13 protein-coding genes and 1 pseudogene are annotated in these 15,702 nt (G+C 72.8%); 9 read left to right on the top strand and 5 right to left on the bottom strand.

The annotated features are described in order from the left end of the window. Positions 1-49 precede the first annotated feature (49 nt). From hemG to ACFCY7_RS35870, 3 genes are all read right to left on the bottom strand, one after another. The gene (gene hemG, locus ACFCY7_RS35880; RefSeq protein WP_376490265.1) at positions 50-1,531 is read right to left on the bottom strand and encodes a protoporphyrinogen oxidase; all 1,482 of its coding nucleotides are present in this window, start codon (positions 1,529-1,531) and stop codon (positions 50-52) included. Between the two features lie 128 nt (positions 1,532-1,659). Further along, on the bottom strand, positions 1,660-3,144 hold the full coding sequence (locus ACFCY7_RS35875) for an FAD-dependent monooxygenase (RefSeq protein ID WP_376490264.1): 1,485 nt from the start codon (positions 3,142-3,144) through the stop codon (positions 1,660-1,662). Positions 3,145-3,173: 29 nt separating this feature from the next. After that, on the bottom strand, positions 3,174-4,685 hold the full coding sequence (locus ACFCY7_RS35870) for an FAD-dependent monooxygenase (protein WP_376490263.1): 1,512 nt from the start codon (positions 4,683-4,685) through the stop codon (positions 3,174-3,176). Positions 4,686-4,948: 263 nt separating this feature from the next. On the opposite strand from ACFCY7_RS35870, the gene ACFCY7_RS35865 reads away from it, so the two are divergent. The 3 genes from ACFCY7_RS35865 to ACFCY7_RS35855 all read left to right on the top strand — a co-directional run bounded on the left by ACFCY7_RS35865 (position 4,949) and on the right by ACFCY7_RS35855 (position 6,965). Further along, complete coding sequence (locus ACFCY7_RS35865) at positions 4,949-5,677, top strand: SDR family oxidoreductase (protein WP_376490262.1); 729 nt, start codon at positions 4,949-4,951, stop codon at positions 5,675-5,677. Between the two features lie 49 nt (positions 5,678-5,726). Beyond that, positions 5,727-5,996: an acyl carrier protein gene (locus ACFCY7_RS35860; RefSeq protein WP_367827999.1), complete on the top strand. Its 270-nt coding sequence runs from the start codon at positions 5,727-5,729 to the stop codon at positions 5,994-5,996. 90 nt (positions 5,997-6,086) lie between these two features. After that, on the top strand, positions 6,087-6,965 hold the full coding sequence (locus ACFCY7_RS35855; RefSeq protein ID WP_376490261.1) for an NmrA/HSCARG family protein: 879 nt from the start codon (positions 6,087-6,089) through the stop codon (positions 6,963-6,965). 20 nt (positions 6,966-6,985) lie between these two features. Here ACFCY7_RS35855 and ACFCY7_RS35850 read toward each other — a convergent pair whose 3' ends face one another. Together ACFCY7_RS35850 and ACFCY7_RS35845 are read right to left on the bottom strand one after the other, a co-directional pair. Further along, positions 6,986-7,603 carry a DsbA family protein gene (locus ACFCY7_RS35850; RefSeq protein ID WP_376490260.1) on the bottom strand — a complete coding sequence of 206 codons (618 nt, stop codon included), beginning with the start codon at positions 7,601-7,603 and terminating at the stop codon, positions 6,986-6,988. A gap of 43 nt (positions 7,604-7,646) precedes the next feature. Continuing rightward, positions 7,647-8,432, bottom strand: coding sequence for an SDR family NAD(P)-dependent oxidoreductase (locus ACFCY7_RS35845; protein ID WP_376490259.1), 786 nt, complete (start codon positions 8,430-8,432; stop codon positions 7,647-7,649). Between the two features lie 220 nt (positions 8,433-8,652). Between ACFCY7_RS35845 and ACFCY7_RS35840 the strand changes: the two genes are divergently transcribed. From ACFCY7_RS35840 to ACFCY7_RS35815, 6 genes and pseudogenes are all read left to right on the top strand, one after another. Further along, on the top strand, positions 8,653-9,681 hold the full coding sequence (locus ACFCY7_RS35840) for a methyltransferase (RefSeq protein ID WP_376490258.1): 1,029 nt from the start codon (positions 8,653-8,655) through the stop codon (positions 9,679-9,681). Between the two features lie 56 nt (positions 9,682-9,737). Next, positions 9,738-11,210, top strand: a complete 1,473-nt coding sequence (locus ACFCY7_RS35835) for an FAD-dependent monooxygenase (protein ID WP_376490257.1) — start codon at positions 9,738-9,740, stop codon at positions 11,208-11,210. Positions 11,211-11,237: 27 nt separating this feature from the next. Continuing rightward, a complete protein-coding gene (locus tag ACFCY7_RS35830; protein ID WP_376490256.1) occupies positions 11,238-12,197 on the top strand; it encodes an aromatase/cyclase in 960 nt (319 codons plus the stop codon). Next, positions 12,194-13,336: an FAD-dependent monooxygenase gene (locus ACFCY7_RS35825; RefSeq protein WP_376490255.1), complete on the top strand. Its 1,143-nt coding sequence runs from the start codon at positions 12,194-12,196 to the stop codon at positions 13,334-13,336. The genes ACFCY7_RS35830 and ACFCY7_RS35825 overlap by 4 nt, the downstream gene beginning before the upstream one ends. Before the next feature lie 34 nt (positions 13,337-13,370). Further along, a pseudogene (locus ACFCY7_RS35820) lies at positions 13,371-14,873 on the top strand (FAD-dependent monooxygenase); the annotation flags it as partial. 57 nt (positions 14,874-14,930) lie between these two features. Beyond that, complete coding sequence (locus ACFCY7_RS35815; RefSeq protein WP_376490254.1) at positions 14,931-15,671, top strand: antibiotic biosynthesis monooxygenase family protein; 741 nt, start codon at positions 14,931-14,933, stop codon at positions 15,669-15,671. Positions 15,672-15,702 lie beyond the last annotated feature (31 nt).

Genomic DNA, 15,702 nt, shown 5'->3' with positions numbered 1-15,702 from the left:
CGATCGGGCACGGCCCCTTCTCGTCGCCGTCGGGGCGGGAAAGGCCGGGTCAGACGCCGACCGCGACCGCGCGCTCGGCGGCCTCCTTCTTCAGGAAGCCGAGGACCTGGTCGGCGGCCTTGCGGGCGGTGGCCATGCAGACACCGACGCCCACGCCGTCGTACAGCGCGCCGCACACCGCGAGGCCGGGCTGGGTCGCCACCGACTCGCGGATCCGCTTCACCCGGTCCAGGTGCCCGACCGTGTACTGCGGCAGGGCGTCGTCCCAGCGGCTCACCCGGCTCGCCACGGGCACGCCGGTCACGCCGATGGCCTCGGCGAGCTCGGCCGCCGCCACGGCGACCAGGTCGGCGTCGTCGCGCCGCAGCAGGTGGTCCTCGCCGAACCGGCCGAGGGCGCAGCGGACGATCTCCACCTCGCCGGCCAGGTGCGGCCACTTCACGGTGGTGAAGGTGACCTCCTTGACGAGCTTCCCCTCCGTCGCCGGCACCCGGTAGGCGGCGTAGCCGCGGCCGTGGAGGCCGCCGCCGGTGAACGCCGCGTGCGGGTAGGCGAGCGTCACCGTCGCCACGCTGGAGTACGGGACCTCGGCGAGCGCGGAGACCGCCGCGGAGGCGCCCGGGACGCCGGAGAGCAGACGGCCCGCGGGGCCGGCCGGCACGGCGACGACGACGGCGTCGGCGTCGAGGTACTCGGGGTCCGTGACCGGGCCCACGGCCAGCCGCCAGCCGTCGGCGGTCCGGGTGAGTTCCCGCACGGACGCCCCGGTGCGCAGGGACGCGTCCGGCGCGGCGGCCAGCACCTCGCGGACCAGCGTCGGCGGCAGCGAGCCGAAGCCGCCCTCCAGGGTGGCGACGCTCACCGGCGGCGGCTTCTCGCCCTCCGCGAGCACCGGCGTCAGCGAGCCCGCCGCGTCCGCGAGGGACACGTGGTTGCGGGCCGCCATCGCCAGCGGCGTCAGCGTCGCCTCGAACGACAGGTCCTCGGCGCGGCCGGAGAACACGCCGGCGAGGAACGGGTCGACGAGGCGGTCCACGACCTCCTGGCCGAGGCGCCCGCCGACGAACGACGCGACCGAGACGTCCCCCTCGCGGTCGAAGGAGGGCAGCGCCAGGTCCTGGCGCGCCCGGTCGAGCCCGGCGGCGGACAGCACGCCGGACCGGGCCAGGTCGTCCATGTCACAGGGCACGCCCATGAACTGACGGTCCGGCTGGTGCCGTATGCCGTCCTTGGTGAGGATCGCCGACGCGGTGACGCCCGCCGACATGATCCGCTCGCCGAGCCCGGCCTCCTTGATCAGGCCGGTGGTCTTGCGGCGGTTGGCGTACAGCGACTCGGCGGCCTCGTCGACCGGCACCCCGGCCACGTCGGACACCTTGAGCTTGCCGCCGATCCGGTCCGAGCTCTCCAGGAGCGTCACCCGCACCGGTTCGTTCCGCAGGTAGAACGCTGCCGCGAGGCCCGCGATACCACCCCCGACGATGACCACATGGGGCTTTCCGCTCGCCTGATCCCGTTCGCTCCCGGCCATTCCACCAGCTCCTTGATGAATGATGCATACGGTGTCGTAGGGCCCGCTCCGGCGCCGACGGGGCGGCGCCGAGGCAGGCTTCGGCAGTCTGACCGGGCGTCCCGGAACCCCGGTCGAGTGCGGCTGGACTAGGGGGTGTCCGGCGACCGCTCGCCGGTCCCGAACCAGCGGGCGAGGGCCTCGGTGAGGTCGTCGACGCTGCCGGGGGAGGTCCAGGCGACGTAGCCGTCGGGGCGGACCAGGACCGCGTCGAGCGCGGCCTCCGGCGCGGCGGCCCAGGTGCCGGCGACGACGTCGACCCGGTCGGCCAGGCCCGCCGCGGCCGGCACCGGGGCGCCGTCGGTGGTGACGAGCAGGCCGCGTCCGGTGCGCAGCAGGTCGGCGACCCGGGTGCGGGTGCCGTCGGGCAGGTCGACCTCGCGGCCGGGCGGCATGCGCAGGCCCAGCAGCGGGTGGTCGCCCTTGCCCAGGTCGTAGCGGACGCCGAGGTTGCTCAGCATGCCGGCCAGGTGCTCGGCGGCGTCCGGGTGGGAGACCAGCTCGGTCATGATCGAGCGGACCGGGTCCATGTCCTCGCCGGTGAGCCGCAGTTCGATCGCCGCGCGGGCGTTGCGCGCCAACTGCTCGCCGACCGGGTGGCGTTCGGCGTGGTAGGTGTCGAGCAGGCCCTCGGGGGCCGTGCCCCTGACCGTCGCCGCCAGCTTCCAGCCGAGGTTGACCGCGTCCTGTACGCCGACGCTGAGCCCCTGCGCCATGGCCGGGGGCTGGATGTGCGCGGAGTCGCCGGCGAGGAACACCCGGCCGCTGCGGTACGCGGCGGCGGCCCGGGAGGCGTCCGTGAAGCAGCTGATCCAGCGGCACTCGCCGTGGTGCAGGGACTCGCCGGTGAGGCGCTGCCAGGCGTCGGCGAGGTCGGTGAACGTGAGGGAGTCGCGGTCGCGCGGCGGCGTCCCGGCCTCGTGGACGACGACGCGGGTGACGCCGTTCTCCAGGTCCATCGCCATGATCATGCTGCCGCCCGGCAGGTTCTCGCCGATGCGCCGCTTGCGGGTCTCGATGCCGGTGACGTCGGCGGTGAGGAAGCCGCGCCCGCCGGGCGTGCCGGGGAAGTCGATGCCGGCCAGCTTGCGGACGGAGCTCCGCCCGCCGTCGCAGCCGACGAGGTACCGGGCGGCGGCCTCGGCGGCGCCCTCGGGACCGTCGAGGGCCACGACGACGCCGTCGCCGTCCTCCTCGAAGCCGGTCACCTCGTAGCCGCGCAGGATCGGCACGCCGAGTCCGGTCACCCACTCCTCCAGCATCCGCTCGGTGCGGAACTGGGATATGCCCCGGTGCCCGTAGTGGTCCTCGGCCAGTGCGGAGAGGTCGATCGGCACCCCGCCGAAGTGGCTGTCGGCGGGTTCGGTCGCGCCGAGCCCGCCGAGCAGGCCCCGCTGGTCGAAGCACTCGGCGGTGCGCTGCGTGAAGCTCGCGCCGCGCGACTCGCGCGCCGGGGCGAGCAGGCGCTCGTAGACGACGACGTCCACGCCGCGCAGGCCGAGTTCGCCCGCCAGCATCAGCCCGACGGGCCCGGCGCCGACGACGATGACATCCCGGGCTGTGTCCCTGGGCATACGGAAGCTCCTTGGGTCGAGGGGGCCGGTCAACGGCCGGCGGGCTGGGGGACGCGGGCGGTGCCGAACCAGCGGCCGAGCGCCTCGGCGAGGCCGTCGGCGCTGCCGGGGGAGGTCCAGGCGACGTAGCCGTCGGGGCGGACCAGGACCGCGTCGAGCGAGGCGACGGCGTCGGTGCCCGCGTCGGCCTCCGGCTCGGTGATCCAGGTGCCGGTGACGACGTCGACCCGGTCGGTCAGGCCCTCCGCGTGCTCCGCCGCGGGGCCGCCGTCCGTGGTGACGAGCAGGCCGCGCCCGGCGCGCAGCAGGTCGGCGACGCGGGCGCGGGTGCCGTCCGCCAGGGCGAGTTCGCGGTGCGGCGGAAGCCGCAGGCCGAGCAGCGGGTGGGTGCCGTCGCCGAACGCGTACCGGATGCCGAGGCCGCTCACGATGCCGGCGACCTGCTCCGCCGCGTCCTTGTGGGCGAGCAGCTCGCCCATGACCTCGCGGATCGGGTCCATGGCGTCGTCGCCGAGGTAGACCTTCTGTGCGGCCCGCGCGTTGCGGATCAACTCGGCGCCGACCGGGTGGCGTTCGGCGTGGTAGGTGTCGAGCAGGCCCTCGGGGGCGGTGCCCCGGACCGTCGCGGCCAGCTTCCAGCCGAGGTTCGCGGCGTCCTGGAGGCCGGCGCTCAGCCCCCAGGCGGCCAGCGGCGGGATCTCGTGCGCCGCGTCGCCCGCCAGGAGCACCCGGCCGCGCCGGTACTCCTCCGCGTTCGCCGCGGAGTTGCCGGTCGCCCACAGCCACTGGGGCTCGGCGTCGTCGATGGACTCGCCGGTCAGCCGCTGCCAGGCGGCGGCGACCTCGGCGAACGTCAGCGCGCCCGGCGTCGGGCGGGCGGGCAGGGAGGGGTCGTGGACGACGATCCTGAGGCGGCCGGGGCCCACCGGGGTGCACACCACCATGCAGCCGCCGGGCAGCCGCTCGCCGATGGGCCGGGGCCGCAGGGCGACACCGGTGATCTCCGCGGTGTACATGCCGCGGGTGGCCTCCCAGCCGGGCGCCGCGATGCCGGCCAGGGCGCGGACGGTGCTGCCCGCGCCGTCGCAGCCGACCACATAGGCGGCGGTCTCCTCGCCGGGACCCCCGGGGCCGTCGTACGTGACGACGACGCCCTCGGGGGTCTCGCGGAGTCCGGTCACCTCACGGCCGCGGCGCACCGGGACGCCGAGCTCGGTCAGCCAGCCGCCCAGCGCGTCCTCGGTCCTGGCCTGGGACAGGCCGAGGACGCCGCTGTGGTCCTCGTCGAGCATGCCGAGGTCGAAGCGGACGCCGCCGAAGTGCCCCATCGGGCCCCACCGGAACTCGCCGAGCCGGGCGAGCACTCCGCGCTGCCCCAGGGTCTCGGCGGCCCGCCGGTTGAAGCCGAGGGCCCGGGATTCCCCGCTCGGCGCGGGCAGCTTGTCGTAGACGACCACGTCCGCGCCGCCCAGCCGCAGTTCTCCGGCGAGGAACAGGCCGACGGGCCCGGCACCCACCACGATGACATCGGTTGTTTTCATCATTAAGACCCTCTGCGCAGTGGCAATGGTTGGCCAGGGTGAAGCTACTCAGCGCCGTGTTCGACTGCAATGAATTGAATGCGGGCGCGCGGATGCGGCGTTCAACCGAGGAATAGGCGTGCTTGAACGCCGATGTTGAACGCTTGAACGCCGGAGCCGAATGGCAATGTCGGAGGTGCTCCCGGCTTTTGCCTCTTACTAACGTCAATGCATGAGCAATTCGGCGCGCCTCACGTGGAACGCCCCTCATGAAAGGAAATGACGTGCCGGACGGGAAGATCGCGCTCATCACGGGCGCCAACAAGGGCATCGGGTTCGCCGTCGCGCGGCAGCTCGGCGAGCAGGGCGTCACCGTCCTCGTCGGCGCCCGCGACGAGGTCCGCGGCAAGGAGGCCGCGGACGCCCTCGTCGCCGACGGAGTCACGGCGGTGCCGCTCCGCCTCGACGTCACGGACCCGGCCTCCGTGGCCGAGGCCGCCGCCGAGATCGAGCGGCGGTACGGCCGCCTCGACATCCTGGTGAACAACGCCGGGGTCGCCGGCGCCTTCACCGGCACGGCGGACGAGGCCACCGCGGCCGACCTGCGGGAGGTCTACGAGACCAACGTCTTCGGCGTGGTCACCGTGACCCGCGCGCTGCTGCCGCTGCTGCGCCGCTCCGAGGCGGGCCGCGTCGTCAACCTGTCCAGCCACGTGGGCTCGCTGACCCTGAACTCGAATCCCGGCTCGCCGCTCGCGGGCCTCGACATGATCGCCTACCAGTCCTCCAAGACCGCGCTGAACGCGCTGACGGTCGCCTACGCGAAGGCGCTGCGCGGGACCCCGATCAAGGTCAACGCCGCCCTCCCCGGAGTGGTGGCGACGGACATCAACCATCACCGCGGCCACCGCACACCCGCCGAAGGAGCCGGGATCGCGGTCCGGCTCGCCCTGCTCGACGAGGCCGGCCCGTCGGGCGCGTGCCTGGCGGACGACGGAACCGTGCCGTGGTAGCGCGGCACGGCTCCGACCGAGAGTCACCCACAGAGAAAGAGGAACGGCTGTGCTGCAGATAACGATCGGCGACCTCCAGACCATCATGCGCCAGTGCGCGGGCGAGGCCGAGGACGCGCTGCCGCTCGACCAGGCGCCCGACAGCCCCTTCGACGAGCTGGGCTACGACTCCCTCGCGCTCCTGGAGACGTACAGCCGGATCGAGCGGGACTTCGGCATCGAGCTCAACGAGGACGAGATCGGCCTCATCAACACCGCCGGGGACCTGGTCGAGTTCGTGAACTCGCTGCTCCAGCTGAAGGTCATGTCGGCGGCCTGATCCCGCGCGGGATCGCGGCCGCTCGCGGCCACCCCATCGGAACGTCACGCCGGGCGGGGACCCGGCGGGCGACACACACGGAGGAAGACAGTGGCGGTTGAAGGAACGATCCTGGTGCTCGGCGGTACGGGCCGGCAGGGCGGGGCGGTGGCCCGCGAGCTCCTGCGGCGCGGCGCCACCGTGCACGCCCTGGTCCGCGACCCGGCCAAGGAGGAGGCGCGGGCCCTGGCGGAGGCGGGAGCCGTCCTCGTCCGGGGCGATCTGGACGACCCGGCGTCGCTGCGCGCGGCGATGGAGGGCGTCGACGGCGTCTTCAGCGTCCAGACCTTCCGCGGCCCCGGCGGCTGCGAGGCGGAGGTGCGGCAGGGCAAGGCGGTCGCCGACGCGGCGGTCCTGGCCGGCGTGAAGCACTTCGTCTACAGCTCGGTCGGCGGCGCGGACCGGGACACCAGGGTCCCGCACTTCGAGAGCAAGCTGGAGGTCGAGGAGTACCTGCGGACGCTCGACCTGCCGACGACGGTGCTGCGGCCGGTCATGTTCCACGACATCCTCCTCGACATCGCCCCGCGTCCGGTGGAGGGCGAGCTCGTCCTGTCCATGTGGCTGGACCCGGAGACGTCCGTGCAGCTCATCGCGACCAGCGACATCGGCGTCTTCGCCGGGGAGGCCTTCGAGAACCCGGAGGCCTGGCTCGGCAGGGTGGTCGAGATCGCCGGCGAGGACCTGACGGGACCGCAGATGGCCGCGGCGTTCGAGGCCGCGTCCGGGGTGCCGACCCGCTACCGGCAGCTGCCCATCGAGCCGCTGCGCGCGCACCGCGAAGACCTCGCCAACATGTTCGACTGGTTCGAGCGCGACGGCTACCGCGCCGACCTGCCCGCACTCCGCCGCATCAGGCCGGACCTGGTCTCCCTGGAGGCATGGCTGAGCGACAACTGGACCGCTCCCCTCGTGGGGGCCCGACGCTGACGACATGGCTCGCGGTGCTCTCAGGAGAAGATCGGGTCGCGGGTACGGGTGCGCTTGAGCTCGAAGAACCCGTCGGTCCCCGCCACCGCGAGCACGCCGTCCCACAGCCGCACGGCGGCCTCGCCGCGCGGGGTCGGCGTCACCACGGGACCGAAGAACGCCACGTCCCCCACCGCGACGACGGGGGTCCCGACATCGGTGCCGACGCGGCCGATGCCGTCCTGGTGCGAGGCCCGCACCGCGGCGTCGTACGCGTCGGACCCGGCCGCTTCGGCGAGGGCCGGGTCGAGGCCGGCGGCGGCCAGCGCCGCCGCGTAGGTGGCCCGCTCCTTGGGCGCCTTCCCCAGGTGGAACAGCGTGCCGAGCTCGGTGTACAGCCGGCCGAGGACCTCGGGGCCGTACTCCTTCTCGGCGGCCGCCAGGACCCGGACCGGCTCCATGCGCAGCGCCAGGTCCCGGTGCCAGCGCTCGGGCAGGTCGGGGCGCCCCTCGTTGAGCACCGTCAGGCTCATGATGTGCCAGCGGACGTCGAGGGGCCGGTGCCGCGCGACCTCGTGGATCCAGCGGGAGGTCATCCACGCCCAGGGGCAGGTCGGGTCGAACCAGAAGTCGACCGGGGTCGGGGTGGTGTGCGGCAACGTCGGCTCCTCGATGTGTCCGTGCTCGTGTCCGTCGGCGCGATCAGTAGTTGCCGAGGCCGCCGCAGACGTTCATGGCCTGCGCGGTGACGGGGGCCGCCGCGTCGGAGACGAGGTACGAGACGAGTCCGGCCACCTCCTCGGCGGTGGAGTAGCGGCCCAGCGGGATCTTCGCCTCGAAGCGCTCCAGGATCTCCGCCTCGGAGGTCTCGAAGTGCGCGGCGTAGCCCTGGCGGACCCGCTGCGCCATCGGGGTCTCGACATAGCCGGGGCAGACGGCGTTGACCGTGACACCGGTCTTCGCGAGCTCCAGGCCGAGCGCCTTGGTGAACCCGATGACACCGTGCTTGGACGCCGAGTAGGGGGCGCCCAGGACGACACCCTGCTTACCGCCCGTGGAGGCGATGTTGATGATGCGACCCCAGCCGCGCCCGACCGGGTCACCCTTCTTCAGGACCGCGCGCGTCATCAGGAAGACGCTGTTCAGGTTGGTGTCGATGACGTCGTACCAGAGCTCGTCCGCGATCTCCGCGGTCTCGCCGCCGCCGCTGCGGCCGGCGTTGTTGACCAGGATGTCGATCCGGCCGTACCGCTCGACGACCTCGCCGACGAGGCGCTCGACGTCGGCCGGCTTGCGGACGTCGGCGGCCAGGCCGTCGGCGTCGTGACCGGCGGCCCGGAGCTTGGCGACCGTCTCCTGGACGTTCTCCTCGTTCCGCGCGCAGAGGAAGACCTTGTGCCCCTGGCCCGCGAGGTTCTCGGCGACGGCCAGGCCTATGCCGCTCGTTCCGCCGGTGATCAGCGCTACCTGCTGTCCGTTGTCGGCCATTCCGCCTGCTCCTTCTCGGGATGTATGTGGGGCCGTGACAATCTGACAAGGAGGGCCGGAATCCCGGTCGAGGAGCAGTGGAGGTCACTCGCCGTTCAACCGCACAGATTCACCGGTTGAACGTTCGAGTCAACAATTTCAAAAGTGTCTGGTTGCGGGCCCGAGAAGCGCCGACCTATCGTCGGGAAATCCACGAAAAAGGCGCTCCGGAAGGAAAGTCATGTCCGAAAAGACCGAGGTCCGCGACCAGTCCGACTCGTACGCCCTGCTCAACCTGATCCAGGGTGCCGTCATTACCCAGGCCCTTTCCGTCGCGGCCAAGCTCGGTGTCGCGGACGTCCTCGCCGACGGGCCGCTGTCCGCCGGCGACATCGCCGGGCGCGTCGGCGCCGACGCCAAGGCGACCCACCGCGTCCTGCGCGCGCTCGCCGGCCACGGCGTCTTCGCGGTCGGCTCGGACGGCCGCTACGAGAACACCCCGCTCTCCGACAAGCTCCGCGAGGACGCCCCGGACTCGATGCGCGGCTTCGCCGTCCTGATGAGCCACCCGCTCCTGCACGAGGAGTGGGGCCACCTCGCCACCACCGTCGAGACCGGCGAGCCCAACCTTCCCAAGCTGCGCGGCATGGGCGCGCTCGACTTCTTCCACGCCACCCCCGAGTACGCGAACGTCTTCTTCCAGGCCTTCGGCGGCCTCTCCCTCTCGGAGACCGGGCCCATCCTGGACGCCTACGACTTCTCCCAGTTCGGCACCGTCGTCGACGTCATCGCCGGCCGCGGCAACCTCCTCGCGGGCATCCTCCAGCAGGCCCCGGACGTCAAGGGCGTGCTGTACGACTCCGAGGTCGCCACCGTCGACTCGCAGGCGCTCTTCGAGGAGTCCGGCGTCGCGGACCGCTTCACCATCGAGCACGGCGGCTACCTCGACAAGCTGCCGTCGGGCGCCGACGCCTACGTCTTCAAGCACATCATCCACGACTTCTCCGAGGAGGACGCCGTGACCGCCCTGCGCAACGCGCGCGAGGCGATCGCCCCCGGCGGCAAGCTGCTCGTCATCGAGTACGTGCTCCCCGAGAACAACGAGAACCACCTCGGCCACACCATCGACCTCTGGCTGATGCTGATGCTGGGCGCCCAGGACCGCACGCTCGCCGAGTACACCGAGCTGTTCGCGAAGGCCGGTTTCCAGGTCACCCGTGCCGTCCCCACCAGCGCGCCGATCTCCATCATCGAGGCGATCGCGGTCTGATTCCGCGCACCGCCGCTTCCCCCCATCCCAGAGGTCGAGGCTCAGGACAGGAAAACATGGAAACCGATGTGATCGTGATCGGTGCGGGGCCCGCGGGACTGACGCTCGCGGCCGAACTCCGCCTCGGCGGCGCCGACGTCGTCGTCTTCGAACAGCGGGGGGAGCGGAGCTGGGAGTCGCGCGGCATCGGCTTCACCGCACGCGCCACCGAGATGTTCCACCAGCGCGGGATCCTCGAACGCCTGGAGAACATCGAGGTCACCCGGCAGGGCCACTTCGGCGGCCTCCCCATCGACTACGGGGTGCTCGAAGGCTCGCACTTCGGCGTGCGCGGCGCGCCCCAGTACAAGATCGAGGAGATGCTGGAGAACCGGGCCGTCGAGCTCGGCGCCGACCTGCGCCGCGGCTACGAGTTCACCGGCTTCACCGAGGACGAGGACGGCGTCACCGTCACCGTGCGCGGACCGGAGGGCTTCGAGGAGCACTCCGCCCGCTACCTGGTGGGCTGCGACGGCGGACGGAGCACCGTCCGGCGCCAGGCGGGATTCGAGTTCGCCGGCTCCGACGCCACCCGCGAGATGTACCTGGCCGACGTCCGCGGCTGCGACATCAAGCCCCGCATGATCGGCGAACTGCGCCCCAACGGCATGGTCATGGCCGCGCCGCTCGAAGAGGGCTACACCCGCATCATCGTCTGCGAGAACGGGGCGTCGCCCGACCGCGGCCGCGAGGTCACCTTCCCCCAGGTCGCGGACGCCTGGCAGCGCCTGACCGGCGACTCCATCCACCACGGCGAGACCCGCTGGGTGAGCGCCTTCACCGACGCCACCCGCCAGGCCACCGAGTACCGGCGCGGCCGGGTGCTGCTGGCCGGCGACGCCGCCCACATCCACCTGCCGGCCGGCGGGCAGGGGCTGAGCGTCGGCGTGCAGGACGCCTTCAACCTCGGCTGGAAGCTGGCCGCGACCGTCAAGGGCACCGCCCCCGACGGGCTGCTCGACACGTACCACGCCGAACGCCACCCGGTGGGCGCCCGGCTCCTGCGCAACACCCTCGCCCAGGGGACGCTCAACCTCACGGGCAAGTCCGTCGAGCCGATGCGGGCCGTCATGGCCGAGCTCATCGCGCTGCGGCCGGTGGCCCGGCACCTGTCCGGCATGGTCAGCGGCTTCGACATCCGCTACGCGAGCGGAGCCGAGGACGCGGCGCACCCGCTGCTCGGCACCCGCCTCGCCGACCGCGAGCTGGAGCTCGCCGACGGCGGGCACGACCGGACCGCCCGGCTGCTGCACACCGCCCGCGGCGTCCTCATCACCGCCGACGCCACCGGCGCGGCGGCGAAGACCGCCGCCGGCTGGTCCGACCGCGTCGACGTGGTCCGGGTGACGGGCTTCCCCGCGGGACCCGAGGAGGCCGGTGCCCCGACCGAATCGGTCCTCGTCCGCCCCGACGGCTACATCGCCTGGACCGCCCCCGACGGCGGCGACCTCCAGGCCGCCCTGCGCCGCTGGTTCGGCGACGCCCGCTAGAGGCCCCTTACCGAGAGGAGAAGAAACGTGACCGAGAACGCGGTACGTGAAACGGAACACGAGATCACCGTCTCCGCCCCCGCCGAACTGGTGTACGCACTGATCGCGGACGTCACCCGGTGGCCGGAGACCTTCCCCCCGACCGTGCACGCCGAGGTCGTCGAGCGGGACGGCGACGACGAGCTCATCCGGCTCTGGGCGACCGCCAACGGCACCGCCAAGACCTGGACCTCCCGCCGCGTCCACGACGCGGCGAAGAAGAGCGTGACGTTCCGCCAGGAGCGCTCGCAGCACCCCGTCGGCGGCATGGGCGGCGCCTGGATCGTCGAACCCGTCACCGCCGACTCCTGCCGGGTCCGCCTGCTGCACGACTTCCACGCGGCCACCGACGACCCCGCCGACCTCGACTGGATCAGCCAGGCCGTCGACCGCAACAGCACCTCGGAGCTCCAGGCCCTGAAGAACAGCGCCGAGGCCGCCGGCCCCGACGACCTCCTCGTCTTCGACGACACCGTCACCGTCGAGGGCAGCGGCAAGGACGTCTACGAGTTCCTCAACGACGCCCAGTTCTGGCGTGAGCGCCTCCCGCACGTCGCCCGGGTCACCCTCGACGAGGACGAGCCCGGCCTCCAGATCCTGGAGATGGACACCCGCACCAAGGACGGCTCCACCCACACCACCAAGTCCGTCCGCGTCTGCAAGAGCGCCACGACCATCGTGTACAAGCAGATCGTCCTGCCCGCGCTGATGACCCTGCACACCGGCCGCTGGCTCATCGAGGACCGCCCCGGCGGCGGCGTCACCGTGACCTCGCGCCACACCGTGCGGATCAACACCGACAACATCACCACCGTGCTCGGCGAGGGCGTCACCGTCCAGACCGCGCGGGAGTACGTCCAGACCGCGCTGAGCGGCAACAGCCTCGCCACCCTGCGCCTCGCCAAGGCGTACGCCGAGGGTGTCGGCGGCGGGCGCACGGCGCAGTGAGACCGCCCCGGGCGGACGCGCGGGTCGTCGTCGTCGGCGCGGGCCCCGTCGGGCTCCTGCTGGCCTGCGAGCTGAGGCGGGCCCGGGTCGAGACGGTCGTGGTGGAGCGGCTGGCCCGGCCGATGACCGAGTCGCGGGCCAGCCAACTCAGCACGCGCACCGCCGAACTCCTCCACGAGCGCGGCTTCGACGCGCTGCTCGCCGGGGCCGCGCACGAGCCGCGCACTCACTTCGGCGGGCTCGGGTTCGCGCTCACCCCGGTCGACAGCGCGTACGGGGGCAACTGGAAGGTGCCCCAGTACCGCACCGAGGCCGCCCTGGGCGAGCGCGCGGCGGAGCTCGGCGCCACCGTGCTCCGCGCGCACGAACTCACCGCGCTCACCGAGGAGGAGGACCACGTCCGCTGTGCGGTCAGCGGCCCCGACGGGCCCCTGACCCTCCGCGCCGCGTACGTGGTGGGCTGCGACGGCTCCCACAGCACCGTCCGTCGCCTCGCCGGCATCCCCGCCACCTCCGCACCGGCGACCAAGGAACTCCTCCGGGCCGACGTCACGGGCCTGACCGTCCGCGACCGCCGGTTCGAACGCCTCCCCGGCGGCTTCGCGGTCGCCATGACCCGGGACGGCGTCACCCGCGTCATGGTCCACGCGTTCGGCACGGAACCCGCCGCCCGCTCCGGACCGCCCGCCTTCGACGAGGTCGTCCACGCCTGGCGCCGGGTGACCGGAGAGGACATCTCCACCGGCACCCCCGTCTGGCTCGACGCCTTCGACAACGCCAAGGGACAGGCCGACACCTACCGCCACGGCCGGATCCTCCTCGCCGGCGACGCCGCCCACTGGCACCCGCCCGTCGGCGGACAGGCCCTCAACACCGGGCTCCAGGACGCCGTCGACCTGGGCCCCCGGCTCGCCGCCGCCGTCCACGACGGCGCCGCGCCCGAGACCCTCGACGCCTACCACGACACCCGGCACCCCGTCGGCGCACGGGTGCTCCGGCACGTCGCGGCCCAGGAACAGCTGATGCTCGACGGCCCGGGGATCGAGCCGCTGCGCACGGTGCTCTCCGAACTGATCGGCCTCGACCGGGTCCGCGCCCACCTGACGGCGAGCGCGAGCAACCTCGACCACCGGATCTGAAGAACACACGGGAAGTACGGATACGCATGGAAGGCAGGGAAAGACAGTGACAGCGCAGGACTTTGACACTGACGTGATCATCGTGGGAGCGGGCCCCACCGGGCTCATGCTCGCGGGCGAACTGCGCCTCGCGGGTGTCGACGCCGTCGTACTGGAGCGGCTCACCGAGCCGATGCGCCAGTCGCGCGCACTCGGCTTCTCGGCCAGGACCATGGAGGAGTTCGACCAGCGCGGACTCCTCGGCGCGTTCGGCGACATGGGCGTCATCCCGATCGGCCACTTCGGCGGCATGCCGCTCGACTACACCGTCATACCCGGCGGCAACTTCGGCGTCCGCGGCGTCCCGCAGGCCCTCACCGAGGCGATCATCCACAAGTGGTCGGCCGGCCTCGGCGCGGACATCCGCCGCGGCTGGGAGGTCACCGGCGTGACCGAGGGCGCCGACGGCGTCGAGATCACCGCCGACACCCCGGACGGCCCGCGCACCCTGCGTGCCCGTTACGCGGTCGGCGCCGACGGCGGCCGCAGCGCCGTCCGCAAGCTCGCCGGCATCGACTTCCCCGGCCACGAGGCCACCATCGAGATGCTGATGGCCGACGTCACCGACGTCCAGGTGCGGCTCCGCCCCACCGGCGAGCTCGGCGACGCGGGCATGGTCGTCGTCCTGCCCGTCGGACCCAACACCACGCGCGTCGTGGTCTTCGAGCGCGGCGCGGGCGTCCGCCCGACCACCGAGCCGCCCACCTTCGAGCAGGTGGCCGACGCCTTCAAGCGCGTCACCGGCGACGACATCAGCACCGGCAAGCCCGTGTGGCTCAGCTACTTCACCGACTCCAGCCGCCAGGCCGCCCAGTACCGCAAGGGCCGGGTCTTCCTCGCCGGCGACGCGGCGCACACCCACATGCCGATCGGCGCGCAGGGCATCAGCGCGGGCCTCGGCGACGCCGTCAACCTCGGCTGGAAGCTCGCCGCCGAGATCAAGGGCACCGCCCCCGAGGGCCTGCTCGACACGTACCACACCGAGCGGCACACCGTCGCGGCCCGCATCCTGGCCAACACGCTCACCCAGCGCAGCCTGTACCTCGGCGGCCCCGAGATGGACCCGATGCGGGCCGTCTTCGCCGAGCTCCTCGCGTACGACGACGTCCGCAAGCACCTCGTCGGCATGGTCACCGGCCTCGACATCACGTACGACGCCGGCGCCGGCGAGCATCCGCTGCTCGGCCGCCGTCTGCCGGACTTCGCCCTCACCGGCCCGGCCGGCGAGACGACCGCCTACCAGGCCCTGCACGGCGGGCGCGCCGTCCTGTTCGCCCTGGACGGCGACGACGCCACCGCCGCCGCGGCCGGTCCGTGGAGCGACCGGGTCGACGTCGTCACCGCGGCCTCCCGCCCCGAGGGCGCGCTCGCGGACGTCGACGCGGTCCTGGTCCGCCCCGACGGCTACACCGCCTGGATCGCCACCGACGGGGCCGCCGGCCTCACGGACGCCCTGAACCGCTGGTTCGGCGCGCCCGGCGACGCCGACAGGACCTAGGACACCTCGACGCCCCGCGCCGCGGGGCGTCCACCCTTTCTTACCCAAGGAGCAACCATGCCGATCATCAGCCCCGAGGCCGGGCACCTGACCGTCCTCAACCTGTTCAAGACCGACTCCCGCGACCGCGTGGACACGCTCGTCACGGAGATGAAGAAGATCGTCGACGTCGCCGCCTACCCGGGCTGGATCTCCAGCACCGTGCACCGCGGCGAGCAGAACCCGGGCACCCTCAACTTCATCCAGTGGCGCGGCATGGACGACCTGGAGTCCCGCTACAACGACAGCGAGTTCAAGCACCACACCGTTCCGGTCTTCCGCGAGATCACCACCTACGTGCGCCTCATGCAGAACGAGGTGGAGTTCACCCAGCGCCACCCCGAGCTCGGTGACGCCACCGAGGTCTCGCCGGAGCGCGACGACTACACCGTCGTCGAGATCCTCGGCGTGAAGCCCGCCCAGCAGGGCGCCCTGGTCAAGGCCTACGGCACCACCCACGACTGGCTGGTGGACGTGCCCGGCTACCGCTCGCAGAGCGTGCTGCGCGGCATCCGCTCCCGCAACCTGGACGGCGGCGAGGGCACCCTGGCGACCGTCGGCACCGACAACGACTTCGTCATCGTCTACTCCCAGTGGGCCGACAAGGCGGCCTACGACGCCCACCGCAACCAGGCCGAGGCCGACTGGTCCGCCGCCCGCAGCGCCTTCCAGAGCAAGCAGTACTCCCTGATCACCAGCATCGACTGGAACAGCTACCGCGCGGTCCACACCCGTTCCGCCGAGCCGGCGACGGTCTGACCTCCCGGACGCCGCAACCACGTGGGGCCCC

Origin of the sequence: Streptomyces sp. NPDC056361, from assembly GCF_042262805.1 — a bacterium.
Lineage (GTDB): Bacteria > Actinomycetota > Actinomycetes > Streptomycetales > Streptomycetaceae > Streptomyces.
The sequence above is the reverse complement of the archived record's forward strand: the minus strand, read 5'-3'. Positions and strand labels throughout refer to the sequence as shown.